Source organism: Pseudomonas aestuarii (genome assembly GCF_027988105.1).
Classification (GTDB): Bacteria; Pseudomonadota; Gammaproteobacteria; order Pseudomonadales; family Pseudomonadaceae; genus Aquipseudomonas; species Aquipseudomonas aestuarii.
This window is the reverse complement of the sequence record NZ_JAQJZJ010000001.1, coordinates 341,406-363,729: the sequence shown is the minus strand read 5'-3', so window position 1 is coordinate 363,729 and position 22,324 is coordinate 341,406. Positions and strand designations below refer to the sequence as shown.

Annotated in this window: 20 protein-coding genes; 11 read left to right on the top strand and 9 right to left on the bottom strand. The window is 64.3% G+C overall.

Annotated elements, in window-relative coordinates:
- The first annotated feature begins 41 nt into the window (after window positions 1-41).
- The 3 genes from PH586_RS01645 (at window position 42) to PH586_RS01635 (ending at window position 6,236) form a co-directional block, all read left to right on the top strand.
- Complete coding sequence (locus PH586_RS01645) at window positions 42-4,187, top strand: EAL domain-containing protein (RefSeq protein ID WP_271346446.1); 4,146 nt, start codon at window positions 42-44, stop codon at window positions 4,185-4,187.
- A gap of 246 nt (window positions 4,188-4,433) precedes the next feature.
- Entirely contained in the window at window positions 4,434-5,687 is a 1,254-nt protein-coding gene (glyA, locus tag PH586_RS01640) for a serine hydroxymethyltransferase (protein WP_271346028.1), read from the top strand.
- Window positions 5,688-5,864: 177 nt separating this feature from the next.
- The gene (locus PH586_RS01635; protein ID WP_271346027.1) at window positions 5,865-6,236 is read left to right on the top strand and encodes a PilZ domain-containing protein; all 372 of its coding nucleotides are present in this window, start codon (window positions 5,865-5,867) and stop codon (window positions 6,234-6,236) included.
- Between the two features lie 181 nt (window positions 6,237-6,417).
- Here the strand turns inward: PH586_RS01635 and radA are convergent, their stop codons facing one another.
- From radA to PH586_RS01620, 3 genes are all read right to left on the bottom strand, one after another.
- Window positions 6,418-7,782, bottom strand: a complete 1,365-nt coding sequence (gene radA / locus PH586_RS01630) for a DNA repair protein RadA (RefSeq protein ID WP_271346026.1) — start codon at window positions 7,780-7,782, stop codon at window positions 6,418-6,420.
- 64 nt (window positions 7,783-7,846) lie between these two features.
- Window positions 7,847-8,116: a YdcH family protein gene (locus PH586_RS01625; protein WP_271346025.1), complete on the bottom strand. Its 270-nt coding sequence runs from the start codon at window positions 8,114-8,116 to the stop codon at window positions 7,847-7,849.
- A gap of 66 nt (window positions 8,117-8,182) precedes the next feature.
- A complete protein-coding gene (locus tag PH586_RS01620) occupies window positions 8,183-8,431 on the bottom strand; it encodes a YdcH family protein (RefSeq protein WP_271346024.1) in 249 nt (82 codons plus the stop codon).
- 139 nt (window positions 8,432-8,570) lie between these two features.
- Here PH586_RS01620 and PH586_RS01615 point away from each other — a divergent pair, with 139 nt between their 5' ends.
- Together PH586_RS01615 and mscL are read left to right on the top strand one after the other, a co-directional pair.
- Window positions 8,571-9,317: an EAL domain-containing protein gene (locus PH586_RS01615; RefSeq protein WP_271346023.1), complete on the top strand. Its 747-nt coding sequence runs from the start codon at window positions 8,571-8,573 to the stop codon at window positions 9,315-9,317.
- Window positions 9,318-9,401: 84 nt separating this feature from the next.
- A complete protein-coding gene (mscL, locus tag PH586_RS01610; RefSeq protein ID WP_271346022.1) occupies window positions 9,402-9,815 on the top strand; it encodes a large-conductance mechanosensitive channel protein MscL in 414 nt (137 codons plus the stop codon).
- A gap of 212 nt (window positions 9,816-10,027) precedes the next feature.
- Here mscL and PH586_RS01605 read toward each other — a convergent pair whose 3' ends face one another.
- Window positions 10,028-10,804: a ferredoxin--NADP reductase gene (locus tag PH586_RS01605; RefSeq protein WP_271346021.1), complete on the bottom strand. Its 777-nt coding sequence runs from the start codon at window positions 10,802-10,804 to the stop codon at window positions 10,028-10,030.
- A gap of 288 nt (window positions 10,805-11,092) precedes the next feature.
- Here PH586_RS01605 and PH586_RS01600 point away from each other — a divergent pair, with 288 nt between their 5' ends.
- Complete coding sequence (locus tag PH586_RS01600; protein ID WP_271346020.1) at window positions 11,093-12,217, top strand: methyltransferase; 1,125 nt, start codon at window positions 11,093-11,095, stop codon at window positions 12,215-12,217.
- 206 nt (window positions 12,218-12,423) lie between these two features.
- Here PH586_RS01600 and PH586_RS01595 read toward each other — a convergent pair whose 3' ends face one another.
- From PH586_RS01595 to PH586_RS01585, 3 genes are read right to left on the bottom strand one after another with little or no spacing between them, the layout of a single operon-like run.
- Window positions 12,424-12,591: a DUF2474 domain-containing protein gene (locus tag PH586_RS01595; RefSeq protein ID WP_408636727.1), complete on the bottom strand. Its 168-nt coding sequence runs from the start codon at window positions 12,589-12,591 to the stop codon at window positions 12,424-12,426.
- A complete protein-coding gene (cydB, locus tag PH586_RS01590; protein ID WP_271346019.1) occupies window positions 12,578-13,585 on the bottom strand; it encodes a cytochrome d ubiquinol oxidase subunit II in 1,008 nt (335 codons plus the stop codon). The genes PH586_RS01595 and cydB overlap by 14 nt, the downstream gene beginning before the upstream one ends.
- A 2-nt stretch (window positions 13,586-13,587) precedes the next feature.
- On the bottom strand, window positions 13,588-15,021 hold the full coding sequence (locus tag PH586_RS01585) for a cytochrome ubiquinol oxidase subunit I (protein WP_271346018.1): 1,434 nt from the start codon (window positions 15,019-15,021) through the stop codon (window positions 13,588-13,590).
- A 287-nt stretch (window positions 15,022-15,308) separates the two neighbouring features.
- On the opposite strand from PH586_RS01585, the gene PH586_RS01580 reads away from it, so the two are divergent.
- Window positions 15,309-16,547 carry an MFS transporter gene (locus PH586_RS01580; RefSeq protein WP_271346444.1) on the top strand — a complete coding sequence of 413 codons (1,239 nt, stop codon included), beginning with the start codon at window positions 15,309-15,311 and terminating at the stop codon, window positions 16,545-16,547.
- A gap of 142 nt (window positions 16,548-16,689) precedes the next feature.
- Here PH586_RS01580 and PH586_RS01575 read toward each other — a convergent pair whose 3' ends face one another.
- Window positions 16,690-17,565: a LysR family transcriptional regulator gene (locus PH586_RS01575; protein WP_271346017.1), complete on the bottom strand. Its 876-nt coding sequence runs from the start codon at window positions 17,563-17,565 to the stop codon at window positions 16,690-16,692.
- A gap of 106 nt (window positions 17,566-17,671) precedes the next feature.
- Between PH586_RS01575 and PH586_RS01570 the strand changes: the two genes are divergently transcribed.
- Entirely contained in the window at window positions 17,672-18,082 is a 411-nt protein-coding gene (locus PH586_RS01570) for a DoxX family membrane protein (RefSeq protein WP_271346016.1), read from the top strand.
- On the top strand, window positions 18,079-18,774 hold the full coding sequence (locus PH586_RS01565) for a glutathione S-transferase family protein (RefSeq protein WP_271346015.1): 696 nt from the start codon (window positions 18,079-18,081) through the stop codon (window positions 18,772-18,774). Before PH586_RS01570 ends, PH586_RS01565 begins: the two co-directional genes overlap by 4 nt.
- 261 nt (window positions 18,775-19,035) lie before the next feature.
- On the opposite strand, the gene PH586_RS01560 is transcribed toward PH586_RS01565, so the two are convergent.
- Window positions 19,036-19,599, bottom strand: coding sequence for a DJ-1 family glyoxalase III (locus tag PH586_RS01560; RefSeq protein ID WP_271346014.1), 564 nt, complete (start codon window positions 19,597-19,599; stop codon window positions 19,036-19,038).
- Window positions 19,600-19,827: 228 nt separating this feature from the next.
- On the opposite strand from PH586_RS01560, the gene PH586_RS01555 reads away from it, so the two are divergent.
- The gene (locus tag PH586_RS01555) at window positions 19,828-21,123 is read left to right on the top strand and encodes an NCS2 family permease (RefSeq protein ID WP_271346013.1); all 1,296 of its coding nucleotides are present in this window, start codon (window positions 19,828-19,830) and stop codon (window positions 21,121-21,123) included.
- Between the two features lie 95 nt (window positions 21,124-21,218).
- Complete coding sequence (trmA, locus tag PH586_RS01550) at window positions 21,219-22,307, top strand: tRNA (uridine(54)-C5)-methyltransferase TrmA (RefSeq protein WP_271346012.1); 1,089 nt, start codon at window positions 21,219-21,221, stop codon at window positions 22,305-22,307.
- Window positions 22,308-22,324 lie beyond the last annotated feature (17 nt).

Genomic DNA, 22,324 nt, shown 5'->3' with positions numbered 1-22,324 from the left:
GCAGCTCCGTCAAGGGCATCCTGGTCGCGCTGGTGCTGGGCATGCTGGCATTGTTGCTGTGGCAACTGCAGCTGGAGTCGCGGCATTTGCTCGACGACCAGCGCCAACTCAGTCATGAGTTCAACGCCCAGCTGGCCAATCAGCTCAGCCTGAACATGGAGCTGAAGGCGCAGGCCGGCATGGCGGCGCTGCAACTACACACCGCGGCGCCAAGCCCGGACACGATCGACGAGACTCTGCTGCGCAGCCTGCAAGGGGTCTTTAGCAGCTTGCACAGCCTGGCCTGGCTCGGCCAGCGCGGCAATATCCTGGCAGACACTCAAGCCCTGGCGGATGACCAGCAGTACCTGGCTGACCTGATCCAGCGCAGCAAAGGCTCGGCTTATCACTATGCGTTGAACACTCGCGATGGCGGGCTGATCTACCTGCTGCTGCGGCAGGACGAGGGAGGCGACCCGAGCGGTTACTGGGTCGTGCGCCTGAACACCGAAACGGTGCGCAACTGGTTATATCGACACCACCAAAGCCACTATCGCTGGCAGCTGGAAGACCACCAGGCACAACGCGCGATTGCCAGCCAGCAGGGCGACCCTGCCGCCGACAGCACGAGCGTTGCGCCGATAAGCGCGACCGACGTGCAACAGAGCATCCTCCTGACGCCGCTCAAGGGCAGCGACTGGCAACTGCGCGCCCTGTTCGACGAGCGCAGTGCGCGCGCTCAACTGTTACCCGCACTGACCAGCAAATTCCTGCTGTTCATCCTCTGTTCCGTGCTCACCCTGCTCGCCCTCTACCGCCTGCTGCGCGAACAGCGCGGCCTGCTTGAGCTCAACGCCGCCGCGCGTCGCTCGCTACGTCAGGCCGCCGGTGCGCTGGGGGCCATCGAGGAACGCGTACTGGTCACCGACAGCAATGGTCAACTGAGTTACCTCAACCCCCAGGCCGAGGAACTGTTCGGCTTGCGCAGCAAAAACGCACACGACTGGCACCTGCTGCAACTGCTGCCACGCCTCGATCCGCGGCTGCTGGAGGAGGACGGCGTCTTGCCTGGCGACCCTGGCGCCAACCTGGTGGAAATCCAGCAGGATGGCGTGGCTTGTCTGTTCGCGATCAGCCGCAGCGAGCTCGGTGAGCCGGTCAGACGCCTGGGCTTCGTCTGGGTGCTGCGCGACGTCACCGAACAGCAGCATGCCACCCGCCTCTCGCAGGAAAGCCGTCGGCGCTACCAGGACATCTTCGAAGGCACCGGCACGGCGCTCTGCGTACTGGATCTGGCCGCGCTGCCGGAGTACCTGCAACGGCAACAGATACATGACGGCGCGAGCCTGCGGCAGTGGCTGCGCGCCCATCCGCAACGGCATGGTGAACTGCTGCACTTGCTGCGTTTCACCGAGACCAATCAGGTGGCCCTGCGCCTGCTCGGCGTCGACTCCACCGAGCAAGCCTGGCAACACCTGATCGACAGCGGCCCGCTACGCCCCGAGGGCTTTCGCGTGCAGCTGCTCTGCGCCCTGCTCGAGGGCGCCGGCCAGCTCGAACTGGAAAGCCAGATCAGCACCCCGCAAGGCCACGAACGCCACCTGTGGCTGGTACTGCGCCTGCCGGAAAGCGCGCATGAACTGAATGCGGTAACCCTAAGCATCAGCGACATCAGCGGTCGCAAGCGCACCGAGCTGTCATTGATCGAGCGCGAGCGCTTCTGGGCGGATGTGGTACGCGCGGTACCGGACACCCTCTATGTCCACGACGTGCCGAACAAGCGCGTGCTGTTCAGCAACCATCACCTGGGTATGCAGCTGGGTTACAGCACGCTTGAGCTGAAAGCCCTGGGCGAGCACTTCTGGGAGCACCTCCTGCACCCCGACGACAGCGACTACTACTGGCGCATCCGCAACCTGCAGCAAGTTGTCGGCGACGGCGTGCTGCTCGAATCCCAACTGCGCTGGCGCCATCGCAACGGCGCCTGGCGCTGGTTCAGCATCCGCGAACAGGCCCTGGCCCGCGACCCCCAAGGCCGCGTCAGTCGCTTGATCGGGGTAGCCAAGGACATCACCGAGCAGATCGAAAGCAGCGAATCGCTGCGCAACAGCGAGCAGCGCTACCGACTGCTGGCCGAAAGCACCAGCGATGTGATCTTTTCCACCGACAGCAACCTGCGCCTCAACTACGTCAGCCCCTCGGTGGAACCGGTCCTCGGCCATCGACCGGAATGGATTCTGGCCAACAGCTTCGACAGCCTGGCGGCCAACCCACAGCAACTGGACGGCCTGTCGATTTTGCTCGAGCGGATACGCACAGCGCTTGGCAGCCCCCTGCGCATGCTCGAATTGCGCGAGGAATTCCAGCCGCAACTGTTCCTCTTCGACTGCCTGCGCGCCGATGGGCGGAAAGTTCCAGTCGAGCTGCGTCTGGTGCCGATGTGGGACGAGAACAGCCATTTCGAAGGCCTGCTCGGTGTCGGCCGCGACATCAGCCAGCAGCGCCGCTCGGAAAAAGACCTGCGCATGGCCGCCACGGTATTCGAGCATTCCAACGCGGCGATCCTGGTCACCGACCCGGCCGGCTACATCGTCCAGGTCAACAAGGCCTTCAGTCGGGTCAGCGGTTACTCCTCGGCCCAGGTTCTCGACCAGTTGCCGGGCATGCTCACCGCCGACCGCCAGCAGGCCAGCCACCTGAATTACGTCCTCAACCAGCTCAATCAGCGCGGCAGCTGGGAAGGTGAAATCTGGCTCAAGCGCCGCGAAGGCGAAAGTTTCCCGGCCTGGGTCGGGATCACCGCCGTACACGACGACGAAGGCGACCTGGTCAGCTACGTGTGCTTCTTCAGCGACATCAGCGAACGCAAGGCCAGCGAACAGCGCATCCATCGCCTGGCCTACTACGACGCCCTGACCCTGCTGCCCAACCGCACGCTGTTCCAGGACCGCCTGCACACCGCTCTGCAACACGGCGAACGGCATCAGGAATGGGTGGTACTGATGTTCCTCGACCTCGATCGTTTCAAGCCGATCAACGACTCCCTCGGCCACGCCGCTGGCGACCGCATGCTCAAGGACGTGGCGGGGCGCCTGGAGGCTTGCGTCGACAGCGACGACACCGTGGCGCGCATGGGCGGCGACGAATTCACCCTGTTGCTGCAGTCGTGCGCCACTCGCGAAGTCGCACTGAACCGGGCAATCCATGTCGCCGAGCAGATACTCGCCAGCCTGGCCCAGCCCTTCATTCTCGAAGGCCGCGAATTCTTCGTTACCGCCAGTATCGGCATCGCCCTCAGTCCGCAGGACGGCAACGAGCTGAGCCAGCTGATGAAGAACGCCGACACGGCGATGTACCACGCCAAGGAACACGGCAAGAACAACTTCCAGTTCTATCAGGCGGAAATGAACGCCAGTGCCCTGGAACGCCTGGAGCTGGAGAGCGACCTGCGCCATGCGCTCGAACAGCAGGAGTTCGTTCTTTACTACCAGCCGCAGTTTTCCGGCAACGGCCAGCGCCTGACCGGGGTCGAAGCCCTGTTGCGCTGGCAACACCCAGTACGTGGCCTGGTGCCACCCGATGATTTCATCCCGGTTCTGGAAGAGCTCGGCCTGGTGGTGCAGGTCGGCGACTGGGTCCTGGCCGAATCCTGCCGCCAGCTGAAGAGCTGGCATGCGGCGAAGATCCGCGTGCCGAAGATCTCGATCAACCTGTCGGCCCGGCAGTTCTCCGAGGGCGCACTGGATCTGCGCATCGCCGCGATTCTCGAGGACAGCGGCGTGGCACCAGCCTGCGTGGAGCTGGAACTGACCGAAAGCATCCTGATGCAGGACGTGGCGAGCGCCCTGCGCACCCTCAACGACCTGAAAAGACTTGGCGTGTGCATCGCCATCGACGACTTCGGTACCGGCTACTCGTCACTCAACTACCTCAAGCAGTTCCCCATCGACGTGCTGAAGATCGACCGCAGCTTCGTCGACGGCCTGCCGCATGGCGAACAGGACACGCAAATCGCCCGCGCCATTATCGCCATGGCCCATAGCCTGAACCTCTCCGTCATCGCCGAGGGCGTGGAGACCCAGGCGCAACTCGATTTCCTGCGCACACACGATTGCGACGAAGTACAGGGCTACCTGCTCGGCCGCCCCATGCCCGCCCACCAGTTCGCCGCCCAGTTCAGTGGCGCCGCGCTGTTTATGCTCAGCTAACGCTGCAAGCGAATCAGTCCCGTAGCCCGGGTGCAACCCGGGGATGCCGGGCGAGCGACAAAAGCGCCCGGATTGCGCTGACGCTTATCTGGGCGACGAAACTGCAAGCTTGCGGCTTGAGGCTGCCTTGCGCATGAAGCCCACTTATCCGCCACATGACTGCGCCGCATACCCCCGGTTAACCGAGATGGGGTAGAATTCGCTCCCTCTTTCTACCGCCCAGCTGATTTTTCTCAGGGGAATGCCATGTTCAGCCGTGATTTGACTATCGCCCGTTATGACACCGAATTGTTTGCCGCGATGGAGCAAGAAGCCCAGCGTCAGGAACATCATATCGAGCTGATCGCCTCGGAAAACTACACCAGCCCGGCGGTGATGGAAGCTCAAGGCAGCGTGCTGACCAACAAGTACGCCGAAGGGTATCCGGGCAAGCGTTACTACGGCGGCTGCGAGTTCGTCGACGTGGTCGAGCAACTGGCCATCGACCGCGCCAAAGAACTGTTCGGCGCCGACTATGCCAACGTCCAGCCACACTCCGGCAGTCAGGCCAACGCCGCCGTGTACATGGCCCTGCTCAACCCGGGCGACACTGTGCTGGGCATGAGCCTGGCCCACGGCGGCCACCTGACCCACGGCGCCAGCGTCAGCTTCTCCGGCAAGATGTACAACGCCGTGCAGTACGGCATTACTGATGCCGGCCTGATCGACTACGACGAAGTCGAGCGTCTGGCTGTCGAACACAAGCCGAAGATGATCATCGCCGGCTTCAGCGCCTACTCCCAGGTCCTGGACTTCCCGCGCTTCCGCGCCATCGCCGACAAGGTTGGCGCTTACCTGTTCGTCGACATGGCCCACGTTGCCGGCCTGGTTGCCGCTGGCGTGTACCCGAACCCGGTGCCGTTCGCCGACGTGGTCACCACCACCACCCACAAGACCCTGCGCGGCCCACGCGGCGGCCTGATTCTGGCGCGCGCCAACGAAGCGCTGGAGAAGAAGTTCAACTCCGCCGTATTCCCCGGTGGCCAGGGCGGCCCGCTGGAGCACGTGATCGCGGCCAAGGCAGTCTGCTTCAAGGAAGCCCTGCAACCCGAGTTCAAGGCCTACCAGCAGCAAGTGGTGAAGAACGCCCAGACCATGGCCGGCGTGTTTATCGACAACGGCTATGATGTGGTTTCCGGCGGCACCGAGAACCACCTGTTCCTGCTCAGCCTGATCAAGCAGGACATCACCGGTAAGGACGCCGACGCCGCCCTGGGTCGCGCCTTCATCACCGTGAACAAGAACAGCGTACCTAACGACCCGCGCTCGCCCTTCGTCACCTCGGGCCTGCGCATCGGCACCCCGGCCGTGACCACCCGCGGTTTCAAGGAAGACCAGTGCCGTCAGCTGGCCGGCTGGATCTGCGAGATCCTCGCCAACCTGGGCGACGAGGCGGTCGAAGCGCGCATCCGCGAGCAAGTCAAAGCGCTCTGCGCCAGCTTCCCGGTCTACGGCAACTAATCTCACCCGCAGTACGCAGAAGCCCGCCCCTTGGCGGGCTTTTTACTGGTCTGCCCACAAGCGCCGCTCGGCCAGCGGCAGGTATTGGGCCTTGAGCCCCCGGATGCGCCGCATAAAGCCAAGCCAGCCGCACCGGCCTTGGCTATAGTGGTCAAAACCGCGCAGGAGATTATTTGCATGAGCGACACGAGCAACGAGCGTAGACGCTTTCAGCGCATCGCCTTCGACGCCCCCACCGAGCTGGTCCAGGGGGAGCGGCACTGGGTTGTCGAACTGCATGACGTCTCGCTCAAGGGGCTGCTGATCAAACGTCCGCAACAGTGGAATGGCGACCCCAATCACCCCTTCATCGCCAGCATCCAGCTCGCCGATGACGCCCGCGTGCAAATGGAAGTGGTCCTGACCCGCACCCATGGCGAGCTGCTCGGCTTCATCTGCCGGCATATCGACCTCGACTCGATCAGCCACCTGCGGCGCCTGGTGGAACTCAACCTGGGCGATGAAACCCTGCTGGAGCGCGAACTGGCGGCGCTGGGCGAAGGGGACTGAGAACCTGTAACAACGCTCGCCTGCCACGACTGCCTCAGATCGCCTGTTCTGAAGAATGGCCCGAGCAGGGTTCTGCTTGGAGCGCAGCGACAATCCGCCAAGCGTTGCCCCGCGCCACCCTACCGATCGGCGAAAACGCCATGGAACGGTATTCGTGACTCTCCTTTCAGCACCTATGGTGTCAGTCGAATAACGCATCGAGCGCCTGTTCCAGGCGGGTGACCGCGATCACCTGCAAGCCTGCCGGCGCTTCCTTGGGGGCATTGCCCTTGGGCACGATGGCGCGCTTGAAACCGTGCTTGGCGGCCTCCTTCAGTCGTTCCTGACCGCTCGGCACCGGGCGCACCTCACCGGACAGGCCAACCTCACCAAACACTAGCAAGTCATGGGCCAATGGCCTGTTGCGCAGGCTGGAGATCACCGCCGCCATCAGCGCCAGGTCGGACGCGGTTTCCAGCACCTTGACCCCACCGACCACGTTGAGGAACACGTCCTGATCATGGGTGGGAATGCCGCCGTGGCGATGCAGTACGGCCAGCAGCATGGCCAGGCGGTTCTGGTCCAGGCCCAGGGTGACGCGCCGCGGGTTGGCCATGTGGCTGCTGTCGACCAGTGCCTGCACCTCCACCAGCATCGGCCGGGTGCCCTCCCAGGTGGCCATCACCACGCTGCCCGGCACTTCTTCCTGGGCACGGGTGAGGAAGATCGCCGAGGGGTTGGTGACTTCCTTGAGGCCCTTGTCGGTCATGCCGAACACGCCCAGCTCGTTGATCGCGCCGAAGCGGTTCTTCACCGCCCGCAGCAGGCGCAGGCGGCCGTCGGACTCGCCCTCGAAATACAGCACGGTATCGACCATGTGTTCGAGCACCCGCGGCCCGGCCAGCGCACCATCCTTGGTCACGTGGCCGACCAGAAAGATCGCCGTGCCACTTTGCTTGGCGTAACGCACCAGCAAGGCCGCACTCTCGCGCACCTGCGACACGCCGCCGGGAGCCGACTGCAATTGCTCGGTGAAGATGGTCTGGATCGAGTCGATCACCATGACCTTGGGCTTTTCCAGGCGCGCGGTGGCGATGATGCTCTCGATGCAGGTCTCGGTCATCACCTTGAGCTTGTCTTCCGGCAAGCCCAGACGGCGGGCGCGCATGGCCACCTGCTGCTGGGATTCCTCGCCGGTGACATAGAGCGCGGGAAAGCGTGTGGCGATGTTGCACAGGGTCTGCAGCAGGATGGTCGACTTGCCGATTCCCGGATCGCCGCCGATCAGCACCACCGAGCCATCCACCAGGCCACCGCCGAGCACCCGATCCAGCTCGCCGGAGGCGGTGGAAAAGCGCGGCATTTCCTCGACGCTGACTTCCGCCAGGGTTTTCAGCTGCGTCTGCTGACCGGTCCAGCCGCTGCGGCCGCTGGGCGCAACCGCATGGGCTTCGATCATGGTTTCGGTCAGGGTGTTCCAGGTGCCGCATTCGCCGCATTGCCCGGCCCACTTGGGAAAGGTGGCGCCACACTCGGTGCAGCCGTACATGCGCTTGGCCTTGGCCATGGGGCGGACTCCCTAAACAAAAGCCCGCATCATAGCCTTTCCCGGCCGTCTATCGAGAGCGGGATCAGCCCTTGCAGCAACCGCAGCACTGGGCGGCAGGAGGTGCGAGGCGCGTGGCCACCTGATCCTTGAGGTCAACCCGCTCGCGCTTCAACAGGGCCAGGGCGTCATCGGCCAGCAGTTCGATACCCTCTTCGATGCGGCAAATACGCTTATCCAGCGACTCGTATTCATCGGCCAGGCGCGCGAAGTCCGGGTCGGCCTGACGCAGATCATGCAATTCGGCACGCTGCTCGGGGAAATCATGAACCAGGGGGTGATGGTCGATATGCATGCTGATACTCCAAGGAAAGACTGAGCTCAGCATATCCCCCCGCTCCGGCTCACCCCTTGACCCGGATCAACCCGGCGCACCGGTCCGCAGCAAGGCTTCGATTTCGTCCTTGAGGGCAACCCTCTGCATTTTCAGGCCCTGCAGTTGCAACTCGTCCATCGCCACCCGGCCACCCAGCACCTCGTAGATGCGTTTATCCAACTGATCGTATTCCTCGACCAGGCGGGCGAAATGGCCGTCAACCTGTAGCAAAGAGCGCATTTGGCTTTCAAACTGTGGAAACTCGCGGCTGAGTGGATGATATTGCAATGGCATGGCGACATCCTCCGAATGTATATATCAGACTAGTTCAGCCCGATGCTTCACACCGACATCCTAGACCACTGGCAAACGAGCAACACACGCGCGGCATTTTTGCTTAGCCTGGCTGCCAGCCCCACACGAGATAACTCGCATGAACACGTCCTCAGGCTGCTCCGCTTGCCGAGACGGGGAAGAACTGGAATTCCCCATTACCATGGCCTTCCAACCGATCCTCGACTTGGCCAAACAAGAGATATTTGCCCACGAGGCCCTGGTGCGCGGCGCAACGGGGGAGTCGGCCGGCAGCCTGCTGGCTCGAGTCAATGCCGACAACCGCTATGCCTTCGACCAGAGTTGCCGGATCAAGGCGGTGGAGTGGGCGGCAAAGCTGAGGGTGCCGGCCATGGTTTCAATCAACTTTATGCCAAACGCCGTGTACCGCGCGGAAACCTGTATCCGCGCTACCCTGGAGGCGGCTCGGCGCTACAATTTTCCGCTCGAGCGGATCATCTTCGAGGTCACCGAGCAGGAGCAGGTGCTGGATATCGATCACCTCACCAACATCCTCAGGGCCTACCGCAAGCAGGGTTTCATGACGGCCATCGACGATTTCGGTGCGGGCTATGCCGGCCTCAATCTGCTGGCCGACTTCCAGCCAGACCTGATCAAACTGGACATGGCCCTGATCCGCGGCATCGATCAGGACAGCGTGCGGCAGATCCTGGTCGAGGCAACCCTGCAGATGTGCCGCAAGCTGAATATCCGCGTGATCGCCGAAGGCATTGAAACCACGGGCGAGCTCGATGCGCTGCGCGACATGGGGGTGCAACTGTTTCAGGGTTACCTGTTCGCCAAGCCGGGTTTCGAGGCGCTGCCCGACATACGCTTTCCCTACTGAGTTTTTACAACCTCTGCGCGCGCGCCTGGCAAGTGCGGCGTACTGCATTACACTCTGCAAACCATCTAAATCAGGGAGTGACACATGAGCATCGTCAGCGAATTCAAGGCCTTCGCCGTCAAGGGCAACGTGATCGACATGGCCGTGGGCATCATCATCGGCGTGGCCTTCGGCAAGATCGTCTCCTCCTTCGTCGGCGACGTGATCATGCCGCCTATCGGCATGTTGATTGGCGGCATCGACTTCTCCGACCTGGCAGTTACCCTCAAGGCCGCCGAAGGCGACTTGCCGGCGGTGATCATCAGCTATGGCAAGTTTATCCAGACCCTGCTGGATTTTGTGATCGTGGCCTTCGCCATCTTCATGGCCGTCAAGGTGATCAACCAGCTTAAGCGCGAGGAAGCCGTCGCCCCGAGCCTGCCGCCGACGCCGAGCCCGGAAGAAACCTTGCTGACCGAGATTCGCGACCTGCTCAAGGCCCAGCAAAGCAAGGAATAGAGTGGAGCGCCGGAGTTGAAGTAATCGGCAAGCAAAACGATGGCACAAAAGCTGGCGGGTTGTCGCTTCGCGCCGAAGCCGCCCTACTAACTCGAGCAATCCGCGATCCGTAGGGCGTACTCGCCGCAGGCAGTACGCCATGGTTTATCGGTGCGACACAGAATCCGGCGGGCTGTCGCTGCGCTGCGGACGGAACACCGCCGGGGCCGCGATCACCAGTAATTCTCGACCGCCACCTGGCCCGGCCGACGGTTCAGGCTCAGCTGCAAGTCGCGCTGTTTCAGGAGCTTGCGCGTGTCGTCGATCATCTGCGGGTTGCCACAGAGCATCAATCGCGAGTGCGCGGGGCTCAGGCTCAGGTCGGCGGCGTGCTCCAGTTCACCGCTGGACAGCAGCGTGGTGATGCGTCCGTGCAGACAGCCCGGCGCCTGTTCGCGGGTCACCAGCGGCAGGTAGGTCAGCTTGTCGGCGGACTCGGCCAGGTGCGCCAATTCCTTGAGCCCGTGAATCAGCGGCTGATAGGCCAGTTCGCCGGCGGTACGCGCACTGTAGACCAAGACGATGCGCTCGAACCGCTGCCAGACTTCGAAGTCCTGGAGGATCGACAGAAAGGGCGCCAGGCCGGTGCCGCTGGCCAGCAGCCAGAGATCACGGCCATCGATGAAGCGGTCCAGGGTCAGAAAACCGAAGGCCTGCTTGTCCACCAGCAAGCTGTCGCCGGCCTTGAGCCGGCTCAACTCGGAGGTGAACTCGCCGCCGGGCACGACGATGGAGAAGAATTCGAGAAACTCGTCATGCGGCGCCGACACCATCGAATAGGCACGCCAGACCACAGTGCCGTCGACCTTCTGCACGCCCAGGCGGGCGAACTGCCCGGCGCGGAAACGATACCCGGCGTCGCGCGAACAACGCAGGCTGAACAGGCTCGGCGACCACACATGCACGTCACTCAAGATCTGCCGGGTGAACTTGTCTTCACTGGCGGTCATACTTCACTCCCTCTGCTCTGCCGAAGATCTGGCAGGCCGTTAAAAACGTAGCGCGCGAAGGCTAGGCGAGGACGCCTAGTTAAGGCGAAGTTAGCCGAGGACGCGGAGTGTACGAGCTGTACATGAGCAGTACTCGCTTCGCTCGCCCCTTCGGGGCCGCACTGAAGTGCGTTAGCAGCAAGCCGCTTGCCGCGGCTAACTTCAACGCGGCATCGCCGAGCGCAGTAGTTTTTCAACGGCCTGTCACAGTGTCGCGCAAAGCGCCCATAACAAACACCAGCAGTCTATATGCCTATATTCATTACGCCTTTTGCCCAGCTCGACCTGATCCGCCAGCCCGAACAGCAGGCCGAACCCCTGCAGGCCTTCGATGCCGCCGACGAGTACCTGCTCAACCATCTGCATGAGCAGGGCTTGCCCGCGGATGCACGCGTGCTGCTGCTCAACGACAGCTTCGGCGCCCTGGCGAGCAGTCTGGCCGGCCAGGCCCAGGTCACCAGCAGCGGCGACTCGCACCTCGGCTACCTGGGTCTACAAGCCAACCTGGCGCGCAATCAGTTGCCGGCTGACGCGGTCCGTTTCGTACCAGCCAGCGCAACGGCCCAGGGCCCGTTCGACCGGGTCGTGATCCGCATCCCCAAGACCCTGGCGCTGCTGGAAGAACAACTGATCCGCCTGCACGGCCAACTGGCGCCGGGCGCCCAGGTGATCGCTGCCGCCATGGTCAAGCACCTGCCGCGCGCGGCCGGCGATCTGCTGGAGCGTTATATTGGTCCGGTACAGGCCTCGCTGGCGGTGAAGAAAGCCCGCCTGCTGTTAGCCACACCGACCGACAAACCGGTGCCGGTGTCGCCTTACCCGAGCCGCTATCGCCTGGACCAGCCGGCCATCGAATTGCTCAACCACGCCAATGTGTTTTGCCGCGAAGACCTCGACATCGGCACCCGCGCCCTCCTGCCCCATCTGCCCAGACACCTCAGCCGCATGCGCGTAGCGGATCTCGGCTGTGGCAATGGCGTGCTGGGCATCGCCTATGCGCTGGGCAGCCCACAAGCAGAAGTGACCCTGGTCGACGAATCCTATATGGCGGTGCAATCGGCGCTGGAGAACTGGCGTGCAGCCCTGGGCGAGCGCCCGGTGCAGATCCGTGCCGGCGACGGCTTGGCCGAGCAACCGGCGGACTCGCTGGATCTGGTGCTGTGCAACCCGCCGTTCCACCAGCAACAGGTGGTCGGCGACTTCCTCGCCTGGCGCATGTTCCAGCAGGCCCGCGCCGCGCTGGTCACTGGCGGCGAGCTGTGGATAGTCGGCAACCGTCACCTGGGCTACCACGCCAAGCTCAAGCGGCTGTTCCGCGGCGTCGAGCAGGTGGCGGCCACGCCGAAGTTTGTGGTGCTGAAAGCGATCAAATAAACGCGGCACACTGGCAAACCGGGTGGGTTAGCGGCACGGAACGCCTTATGCACAAGCAGCAGCGCTATTCGGGTGCCGCGTAACCACCAGACACAAACCCGAGTCGCCGCCATGGTGGGTTACGGCGCAGCAAATACCGGCGCAACGCAGGACAATCCAGCCACGCGCCTAACCACCCGACGAAAACCTCATACAGCGGCAGCCGATCAGGGCGTACCCAGCCCCGCCGCCGTCATGAACAGGCGCAACAGCCCAGCCACTGCGCCCAGGGCCAGCACGCTGGCCGACCAGATCAGCAGCAACCAGCCGAGACGCTGCCAGAACGGTTTCTTCTCCTGCACATTCGGCATCGCCGGCCCCTCAGTGATAGCCATCTTCCTCGCGTACCTTGCCGCGGAACACGTAGTAGCTCCAGGCGGTGTACATCAGGATGAAGGGGATGATGAACAGCGCGCCGACCAGGATGAAGCCCTGACTCTGCGGCGGCGCGGCGGCCTGCCAGATGCTGATCGACGGCGGGATGATGTTCGGCCACAGGCTGATGCCCAGGCCGCTGTAGCCGAGGAAGATCAGCGCCAGGGTCAGCAGGAATGGCGAATAGTGGGCGTTGCTGGCCACCGCCCGCAGCAGGGCCCAGGTGCACAGCAGCACCAGCAAGGGCACCGGGATGAACCAGAACAGATTCGGCAAGCTGAACCAGCGCGCGGCGATCTCGGCATGCGCCAGCGGCGTCCACAGGCTGACGATGCCGGTCACCGCCAGCACCACGAACACCAGCGGCCGCGCCAGGTCATGCATCTGCCGCTGCAGGCGGCCTTCGGTCTTCATGATCAGCCAGGTGCAGCCGAGCAAGGCGTAGGCGGCGATCAGCGCCAGCCCGCAGAACAGCGAGAAGGGCGTCAGCCAATCGAGCGCCCCGCCGACGTAAACCCTGTCCACCACCGCGAAGCCGTCGATATAAGCGCCCAGGGCCACGCCCTGGAAGAAGGTCGCGGTCAGCGAGCCGCCGATGAAGGCCTTGTCCCACAGATGGCGCTTGTGCGCCTTGGCCTTGAAGCGAAACTCGAAGGCCACACCGCGGAAAATCAGCCCCAGCAACATGAACACCAGGGGCAGGTAGAGCGCGCTCAAGACCACTGCATAGGCCAGCGGGAAGGCGCCGAACAGCGCCGCGCCGCCGAGCACCAGCCAGGTTTCGTTGCCGTCCCAGACCGGCGCCACGGTATTCATCATCACGTCGCGCTCGCCTTCGCTTTTGACGAAGGGAAAGAGGATGCCCAGGCCAAGGTCGAAACCGTCCATGACCACATACATCATCACGCCGAAGGCGATGATCACGGCCCAGATCAGCGAAAGATCGATGCCCATATTCAACTCCTTCCACCCAGGGTGTCGTTGTCATCCAGCCCCTCATCCGCAGCGGACAACGGCCGTGACGGTGTGCGTTGCTGCCCAGGCCCGCCTTCGATGGCTTGCCTGCCTTCGTCGGTGACCGGCCCCTTGCGCACCAGGCGCATCATGTAACTGAGCCCGGCGCCGAACAGGGCGAAATACACCACCACGAACAGCGTCAGGGTCAGGCTCATCTGCGCGAAGCCATGCCCCGAGGAAGCATCGGCGGTGCGCATAAGTCCCTGGATGACCCACGGCTGACGGCCAATCTCGGTGGTGTACCAGCCGGCGAGTATGGCGATGATGCCCGAAGGCCCCATCCACACCACCAGATGGAGGAACGTGCGCGACTGGAACAGGTGGTTACGGGCGCGCAGCCACAGGCTCCAGAGGCCGGTGAGGATCATCAGCATGCCGAGCCCGACCATGATGCGGAAGCTCCAGAACACCACGGTCGAGTTGGGCCGATCTTCCTTGGCGAACTCCTTCAGTGCCGGCACCTGCTGGTCCAGGCTGTGGGTCAGGATCAGGCTGCCGAGCGCCGGAATTTCCAGCTTGAAGCGGGTTTCTTCAGCGTCCATGTCCGGCCAGCCGAACAGGATCAGCGGGGTCGGCTCGTCACCGTGGTTTTCCCAGTGGCCCTCGATCGCGGCGATCTTCGCCGGCTGGTACTTGAGGGTGTTGAGGCCGTGAAAGTCACCGATCATCGCCTGGATCGGCGCCACCAGCAGGGCCATCCACATGGCCATCGACAACATCTTGCGGATCGCCGGATTATCCCGGCCGCGCAGCAGGTGCCAGGCCGCCGAAGCGCCGACGAAAAACGCCGTGGCGAGGAACGCCGCCGTGGCCATATGGGCCAGACGGTAGGGGAAGGACGGGTTGAACACCACGGCGAACCAATCCACCGGAATCACCCGCCCGTCGATGATCTCGAAGCCCTGCGGGGTGTGCATCCAGCTGTTGGAGGCGAGGATCCAGAAGGTCGAGATCAAGGTGCCGAGGGCGACCATCAGGGTGGAGAAGAAGTGCAGACCCGGGCCGACGCGCTGCCAGCCGAACAACATGACGCCGAGAAAGCCCGCCTCGAGGAAGAACGCGGTGAGCACCTCATAGGTCAGCAGCGGTCCGGTAATCGCCCCGGCAAAATCCGAGAAGGCGCTCCAGTTGGTGCCGAACTGATAGGCCATGACCAGGCCGGAGACCACGCCCATGCCGAAGTTGACCGCAAAGATCTTCGCCCAGAAATGGTAGAGGTCGCGGTACACCTCTTGGCGGGTCTTCAGCCACAGGCCTTCCAATACCGCCAGGTAGCTGGCCAGGCCAATGGTGATGGCCGGAAAAATGATATGGAAGGAAATAGTGAAACCGAACTGGATTCGCGCCAGGTCGAGCGCCTCTATGCCGAACATGGGGCATCCTCACTCAGGTTATTCGGGCACAGCCGTGTGTGCGCGCCTATCGATAGGGGGGCGCAGACGGCGGTGATTGTTCTTGTTCGTGCGCGGTGTCGCCGCGTAGCGGACCCAGGCGGCCTCAGCACAAGCCAGGGCGAATGTTGATCTGAGTCAAGTATTGAGCAAAGAGTAACGCCTCGCCCGAGGCTTGCCGCTGTGGTTATTTGTCGCGCAGGCCGCGTGCCCAGCGCGTCAGTCATGCTAGGCTGGCGCACCTTAAGTAGCTAGCTATCTAAATGCCCATGAGCGTCCACGGCAAACTGCTCCTGCGTCACCAGCGTCCCTTCATCGCCTTCTGGCTGGCGCGGGTCGGCACCGCCAGCGGCTTCCAGATGCTCACCGTGGCCATCGGCTGGCAGCTGTACACGCTGACCGGCAACGTGCTCGACCTGGGCCTGGTCGGCCTGGTCGAGTTTCTCCCGCGGATCCTGTTCGTCCTGCTCACCGGCCATGTGGCGGATCGCTTCGACCGGCGCAAGGTCGCCGCGCTGTGCCAGGGCGCCCAGGCCCTGACCGCCTTGGCCCTGCTGATCGGCACCACGGTAAACAGCCTCAGCCGCGAGATGATCTTCCTCATCGCCTTTCTGCTCGGCAGCGCCCGCGCCTTCGAGATGCCCAGCACCCAGGCGCTGCTGCCCAACATAGTGCCGCCGGGGCTGTTCCCCGCGGCCGTGGCCGCCTCCGCCTCGGCAATGCAGACCGCGACCATAGTCGCGCCGGCGCTCGGCGGCCTGCTCTTGGCGCTGGATGCCGGCTGGGTCTATGGCCCCGCGGCGCTTTTGTACATCGGCGCCCTGGGCCTGATGCTGAGCCTGCCGGCGCGCCAGTTGCCGCTGAAACAGAAGGCTTCGCTGGCGTCGCTGCTGGCCGGCTTTCGCTTTATCCGCAGCCGTCCCGCAGTGTTCGGCGCGATCTCCATGGACATGTTCGCGGTGCTGCTCGGCGGCGCCACCGCGCTGCTGCCGGTGTTCGCCAAGGACATCCTGCTCACCGGCCCCTGGGGCCTGGGCCTGCTGCGTTCGGCGCCGGCGCTGGGCGCGTTGCTGATGTCGCTGTGGCTGGCGTACTTCCCCATCGAGCGCCGGGTCGGCCCGGTGATCTTCAGCTCGGTGGCGATCTTCGGCGTGGCGACCATCGGCTTCGGCCTGTCCACTTCGCTGTGGTTCAGCCTGGCCACCCTGGTGCTGCTGGGCGCGGCGGACATGGTCAGCATGGTCATCCGCGGCGCCTTCGTGCAGTTGCAGACGCCGGACGAGATGCGCGGCCGGGTCGGCGCGGTGAACGGCCTGTTCATCGGCGCCTCCAACCAGCTCGGCGAGTTTCGCGCCGGGGTCAGCGCCGCCTGGTTCGGCACCGTGCCGGCTGTGCTGATCGGCGGCGTCGGCGCCCTGCTGGTCAGCGGCGCCTGGATCAAGCTGTTCCCGGAGTTGGCCAAGCGCGATCACCTGAGCCCGCAGCACGAGCAAAGCACTACCGCCTGAGCCTCTGCGCCAAGGCGGTAAACAGATCGAGCGCCGTAGCGAGGCTGTCTCCAGGCGTTCGCGGCAAGGCGCGCCACGTGAAAAACAGGGGGGGCTAGTGAGCTAAATGAGCGCGTGGAGGCGGGAGTTTTTTCACCGCCTCTCAGTGCAGCAGGCGCGGATCGGCGCTCAGCTGCTGGTAGAGGAAGTCGCTCAGGGCACGAATGCGCGCCACCTTGCGCAGGTCCGGGTGAGTCAGCAGCCAGACCTGGGTATCCAGGGCCGGATCGGCGTCGGCCAGGCGCAGCAGATCGCCCCGCGCCTCGGCCAGCGGACAGAGCAGCAGGCCGAGGCCCATGCCCTGGCGCACACACTCGACCATCCCCACCAGGCTGTCGCTGCGCGCCACCACCTGTTCGGCCGGCACTCGCGCGGCCAGCCAGGTGGCCTGTTCCAGATGGGCCAGGCTGTCATCGGGGCCGACCCACAGGTGTTCGCTCAGTGCCAGGGTCGCCGGCCGACTGGCCAGATAGGCGGACGAGGCATAGAGCGCGGTCTGAATCCGGCCGACGCAACGCCCCACCAGGTTCTCCGGCGGCCGATTGGTGCCGCGCACGGCCATATCGGCCTCGCGCTGGGTCAGGCTGAGAAAGCTGTTGTTGATCACCAGTTGCAGGGACAGGCCCGGGTGCTGCTGACGGAATCCTGCCAACAGCGGGGTCAGCAGGCTGGCGAACAGGGTGTCAGTGGAGGTCAGGCGGATGCTGCCGCGAATCTGCAGGTCCTGGCCGAGCAACTGGCGCTCGGCCCGCTCGATCTGCTCGGCAACTCCGTCCAGTTGCCCGGCCAGGGCCTCGCCCGCCGTGGTCAAGGCATAGCCGCCGGGAAGGCGCTGGAACAGCGCCACCCCGAGCTGCTCCTCCAGGCGCTGCAACCGACGCAGCACGGTGCTGTGGTTGACCCGAAGGCTGCGCGCGGCCTGGCTGATCGAGCCGCACTGGGCGACGGCGAGGAAGTATTGCAGGTCGCTCCAATCCATCGATGCATTTCCGCATAGGCTTTTTGCAAATATTGAGAGTTTATCCGCTATTTTGCAAAGCATAGGCTGAGTTCTCCGGCACCTTAGCCCCACTGGAGAATTCGACATGTCCCGCATCGCCCACTACCCGAGCAGCGCGAGCCTGTTACTGCGCATCGCCCTGGCCGCCATGTGGATCAGCCACGGCCTGGTCCTCAAACTGCTCACCTTCGGCGTCGCCGGCCTCGCCAGCTGGCTGACTGCAACCGGCCTGCCAGCGGCCATGGCCCTGCCGCTGATCATCGCCGAAACCCTCGGTGGCCTGCTGATCCTGCTCGGCTGGCACGGCCGCTGGGTATCCCTGGCGCTGCTGCCGATCCTGCTCGGCGCATTGCTGATCCATGCCGGCAACGGCTGGGTGTTTTCCAACCCCAACGGCGGTTGGGAGTACCCGCTGTTCCTCGCCGCCATGTCCATAGTCCACGTCCTGCTCGGCGACGGCCCACTGGCCCTGAAAACCGAAGGAGTCCACGCATGAACACTTCGTTCGAGCTGATCAGCCACCCGCTGTGCCCCTACGTGCAGCGCGCGGCCATCGTCCTCGCGGAAAAGCGGGTGGAGTTCAGCCGCCGCGACATCGACCTCGCCGCCAAATCGGCCTGGTTCATCGCCCTGTCGCCGCTGGGCAAGGTCCCGCTGCTGCGCAGCGAGCGCGGCGTGCTGTTCGAGTCGACGGTGATCGTTGAGTACCTCGACGAAACCCTGGCGCCGCGCCTGCATCCAGCAGACGCCTTCGAGCGCGCCCGGCACCGCGCCTGGATAGAGTTCGCCTCGGCCGTGCTGAACGACATCGCGCGCTTCTACAACGCCGCCGACGCGGCGCAGCTGCAAGCCCGGCACCTGGCGCTGAGGCGGCGCTTCGAGCAACTGGAGGACGAACTGGAAGACGGCCCCTGGTTCGCCGGGGCGGCCTTCTCCCTGGTGGATGCGGCCTTCGCCCCGGTATTCCGCTATTGGCAGGTGTTCGAGCGCATCGCCGACTTCGCCACCTTCGCCGACCTGGACAAGGTCGAACGCTGGCGCCAGGCCCTGGCCCAGCGGCCCTCGGTACGTGGTGCGGCGCCAGCAGACTATGGGCAGCGCCTGCGGCAGTTCGTCGCCCGCCGCGACAGTCAGCTCAGCACCCTACTTGAACAACAGGCGAGTCGTCGCTCGCTTGCCGAGTGCTAGTCAACAGTCCTGTCGCCCCAGGCCTGGCATCGCCCGGATCATGCAGGGAGTCTTTCGCGGCGTGACAAATGCCTGCTTACCAGCAGCGCTCGCCACGGCTCTGCGTCCCATCGGGACGCTGGCCATCGCGAGCAGGGGGCGATACCGATCAATCGCCAGGACATGCACACGCGCGCGGTTAATGGCGCACGCAGTTGGCAACATGCCCCTGCTTCTCAGGTAGAGCAAGGTCGCAACGGGCGTTTGCAGGCGAGCGTTTTTTCACCAGTGCTCAGGCACCAGCATCGCCTCGGCCACCTGCCTGCGCGTGCCCCTGCCGCGCAGTTGCTCGACCAGGGTCAGGGCGAATTCGAGCGCGGTGCCCGGTCCCTGGCTGGTGATGCAGTTGCCGTCGACCACCACCGGCTGGTCGACGAAGGTGCAACCGCTGAGGCGCTCGCTGAAGCTCGGGTAGCAGGTCATGCGCCGCTGCTGCAGCACGCCGAACGCCTGCAGGGCCACCGCCGGCGCCGCGCAGATCGCGGCGAACAGCTTGCCGGCCTTGGCCTGCTGGCGCACCCGTTCGGCCAGCGGCTCATGCTCGGCCAGGCGCTGGGCACCGGGCATACCGCCCGGCAGCACGATCAGGTCGAATTCCTGGGCCAGGACGTCGACCAGCATGGTATCGGCGGTCAAGCGGGTGCCGCGGGCGCAGGTGATCATGCGCCGGCCTTCGATGCTGGCGACCACCACCTCGACTTCCGCGCGGCGCAGCACGTCGATCAAGGTCACGCATTCGATGTCTTCGACGCCATCGGCAATGGTGACAAGGGCACGTGAAGTCATGTTTGCCTCCTCGAAAAACCAACGAAAAGCGTCCGCAGGGTCATGCCTGCACCGCGTGCGGACGAGCTGTTATGATGCGCGCCTTTTTCCAGATCGCCAGCAAAATCATGCCTATGTGCTTTGCTTGGGGTCTGCACATCGAAGGCGTGACGAAGATTCTCTCGCCTGCTGCGGCTGCCTCCAAGCGTCCGCGATCAACACTACCGCTCACGCCATAGGGAGCCCTGCATGCTGGAACGAATCTTCCACCTCAATGCGCATCACACCACGGTACGCACCGAGTTCCTGGCCGGCCTCACCACCTTCCTGACCATGGCCTACATCCTCTTCGTCAACCCCAACATCCTGGCCGAAACCGGCATGGACAAGGGCGCAGTGTTCGTCGCCACCTGCCTGGCCGCGGCCATCGGCTCGGCGATCATGGGCCTGGTAGCCAACTACCCGATCGCCCTGGCGCCGGGCATGGGGCTGAATGCCTTCTTCACCTACACCGTGGTGCTGACCATGGGCCACACCTGGCAGGTGGCGCTGGGCGCGGTGTTTCTCTCCGGGGTGATTTTCTTCCTGCTGTCGATCTTCAAGATCCGCGAGTGGATCATCAACAGCATCCCCATGGCCCTGCGCGCCGGGATAGCCGCCGGCATCGGCCTGTTCCTGGCGATCATCGCACTGAAGAATGCCGGCATCGTGGTGGACAATCCGGCCACCCTGGTCGGCCTCGGCGACGTGAGCCAGGGCAGCGTACTGCTGGCCTGCCTGGGCTTCTTCGTGATCGCCGCCCTGGCCTACCGCCAAGTCACCGGCGCGGTGATGATCGGCATTCTGCTGGTCACCGGCCTGTCGGTGGCCCTCGGCCTGTCGAGCATCGACGGCGTGGTATCGATGCCGCCCTCGTTGCTGCCGACCCTGCTCCAGCTGGACATCGCCGGCGCCCTGGATATCGGCCTGCTCAGCGTGATCTTCGCCTTCCTCTTCGTTGACCTGTTCGACACCTCCGGCACCCTGATCGGCGTGGCGCAAAAGGCCGACCTGCTGGACCAAGATGGCAAGATGCCCAAGCTCGGCCGCGCCCTGCTGGCCGACAGCAGCGCAACCATGGCCGGCGCCGTGCTGGGCAGCTCGACCACCACCAGTTACATCGAATCCGCCGCCGGCATCAGCGCCGGCGGACGCACCGGCCTGACCGCCTGCGTGGTCGCCCTGCTGTTTCTTCTCAGCCTGTTCTTCGCCCCGCTGGCGGCGGCCATTCCAGCCTTTGCCACCGCCCCGGCGCTGCTGTTCGTCGCGGTATTGATGATGAGCAGCCTGGCCCAGATAGACTGGAACGACCTGACCGTCGCCGCGCCGGTGGTGGTCGCCGCACTGGCCATGCCACTGACCTTCTCGATCGCCAACGGCATCGCCTTCGGCTTCATCAGCTGGACAGTGGTCAAACTCCTGGCCGGACGCTGGCGCGACCTCAACCCGGCCCTGGTGGTGTTGTCGGTGTTATTCGTGATCAAGCTGGGCTGGTTTAACGCCTAACGACAACCCCGTACGCGATCATCTTTCGCGTGCATGGGCTAGGCGCCTCCGCCTCTCCTCCAAGTGCCGTCATTCATACGAGTTCCAAGTAATCCATGAGCCGTCCCCAGTTCGATCCCAGCACCTATGCCGCTCAGCTCGCCGAAAAGAAAGCCCGCCTGGTCGAGCTGCTGGCGCCCTTCGCTGCTCCAGAGCCGCAGGTGTTCGAGTCGCCACGCGAGCATTACCGCCTGCGCGCCGAGTTCCGTCTGTGGCGCGAAGACGGCACCCGCCATTACGCGATGTTCGAGGCCGGCGACAAGTACACGCCGATCTTCTTCGACGACTTCCCCATCGCCAGCCTGCAGATCAATGCACTGATGCCGAAGCTGAAAGCGGCCTGGCAGGCGAGCGAGGCACTGAGTTTCAAGCTGTTCCAGGTCGAGTTTCTCACCACCCTGAGCGGTGATGCGCTGATCACCCTGTGTTACCACCGCCCGCTGGATGCGGCCTGGCAGCTGGCTGCGGAACAGCTGGCCGCCGAACTGCAGGTCAATATCGTCGGCCGTTCGCGCGGCAAGCGCCTGGTCATCGGCAAGGACTTCGTCGAGGAAGAACTGCAGGTGGCCGGTCGCCGCTTCCGCTACCGCCAGCCGGAAGGCGCCTTCACCCAGCCCAACGGCGAGGTCAACCAGAAGATGCTCGGCTGGGCCTACGAAGTCTTGGGTCCGCGCGACGACGACCTGCTGGAGCTGTACTGCGGCAACGGCAACTTCACCCTGCCGCTGGCCACCCGGGTGCGCAAGGTGCTGGCCACCGAGATCAGCAAGTCCTCGGTGAACGCCGCCCTGGCCAACCTGGCCGACAACGGCGCGGACAACGTCAGCCTGGTGCGCCTGTCCGCCGAGGAGCTGACCGAGGCGCTCAACGAAGTGCGGCCGTTCCGCCGCCTGGCCGGCATCGACCTGAAAAGTTACCAGTTCGGCAGCGTTTTCGTCGACCCGCCGCGCGCCGGCATGGACCCCGACACCTGCGAGCTGACCCGGCGCTTCGAGCGCATCCTCTACATTTCCTGCAACCCCGAGACCCTGGCCGCCAACATCGCCCAGCTCAGCGATACCCACCAGGTCACGCGTTGCGCACTGTTCGACCAGTTCCCCTATACCCACCACATGGAGTCCGGCGTGCTGCTGGAGCGGCGTTAGACGCCGCCCGACCTTGC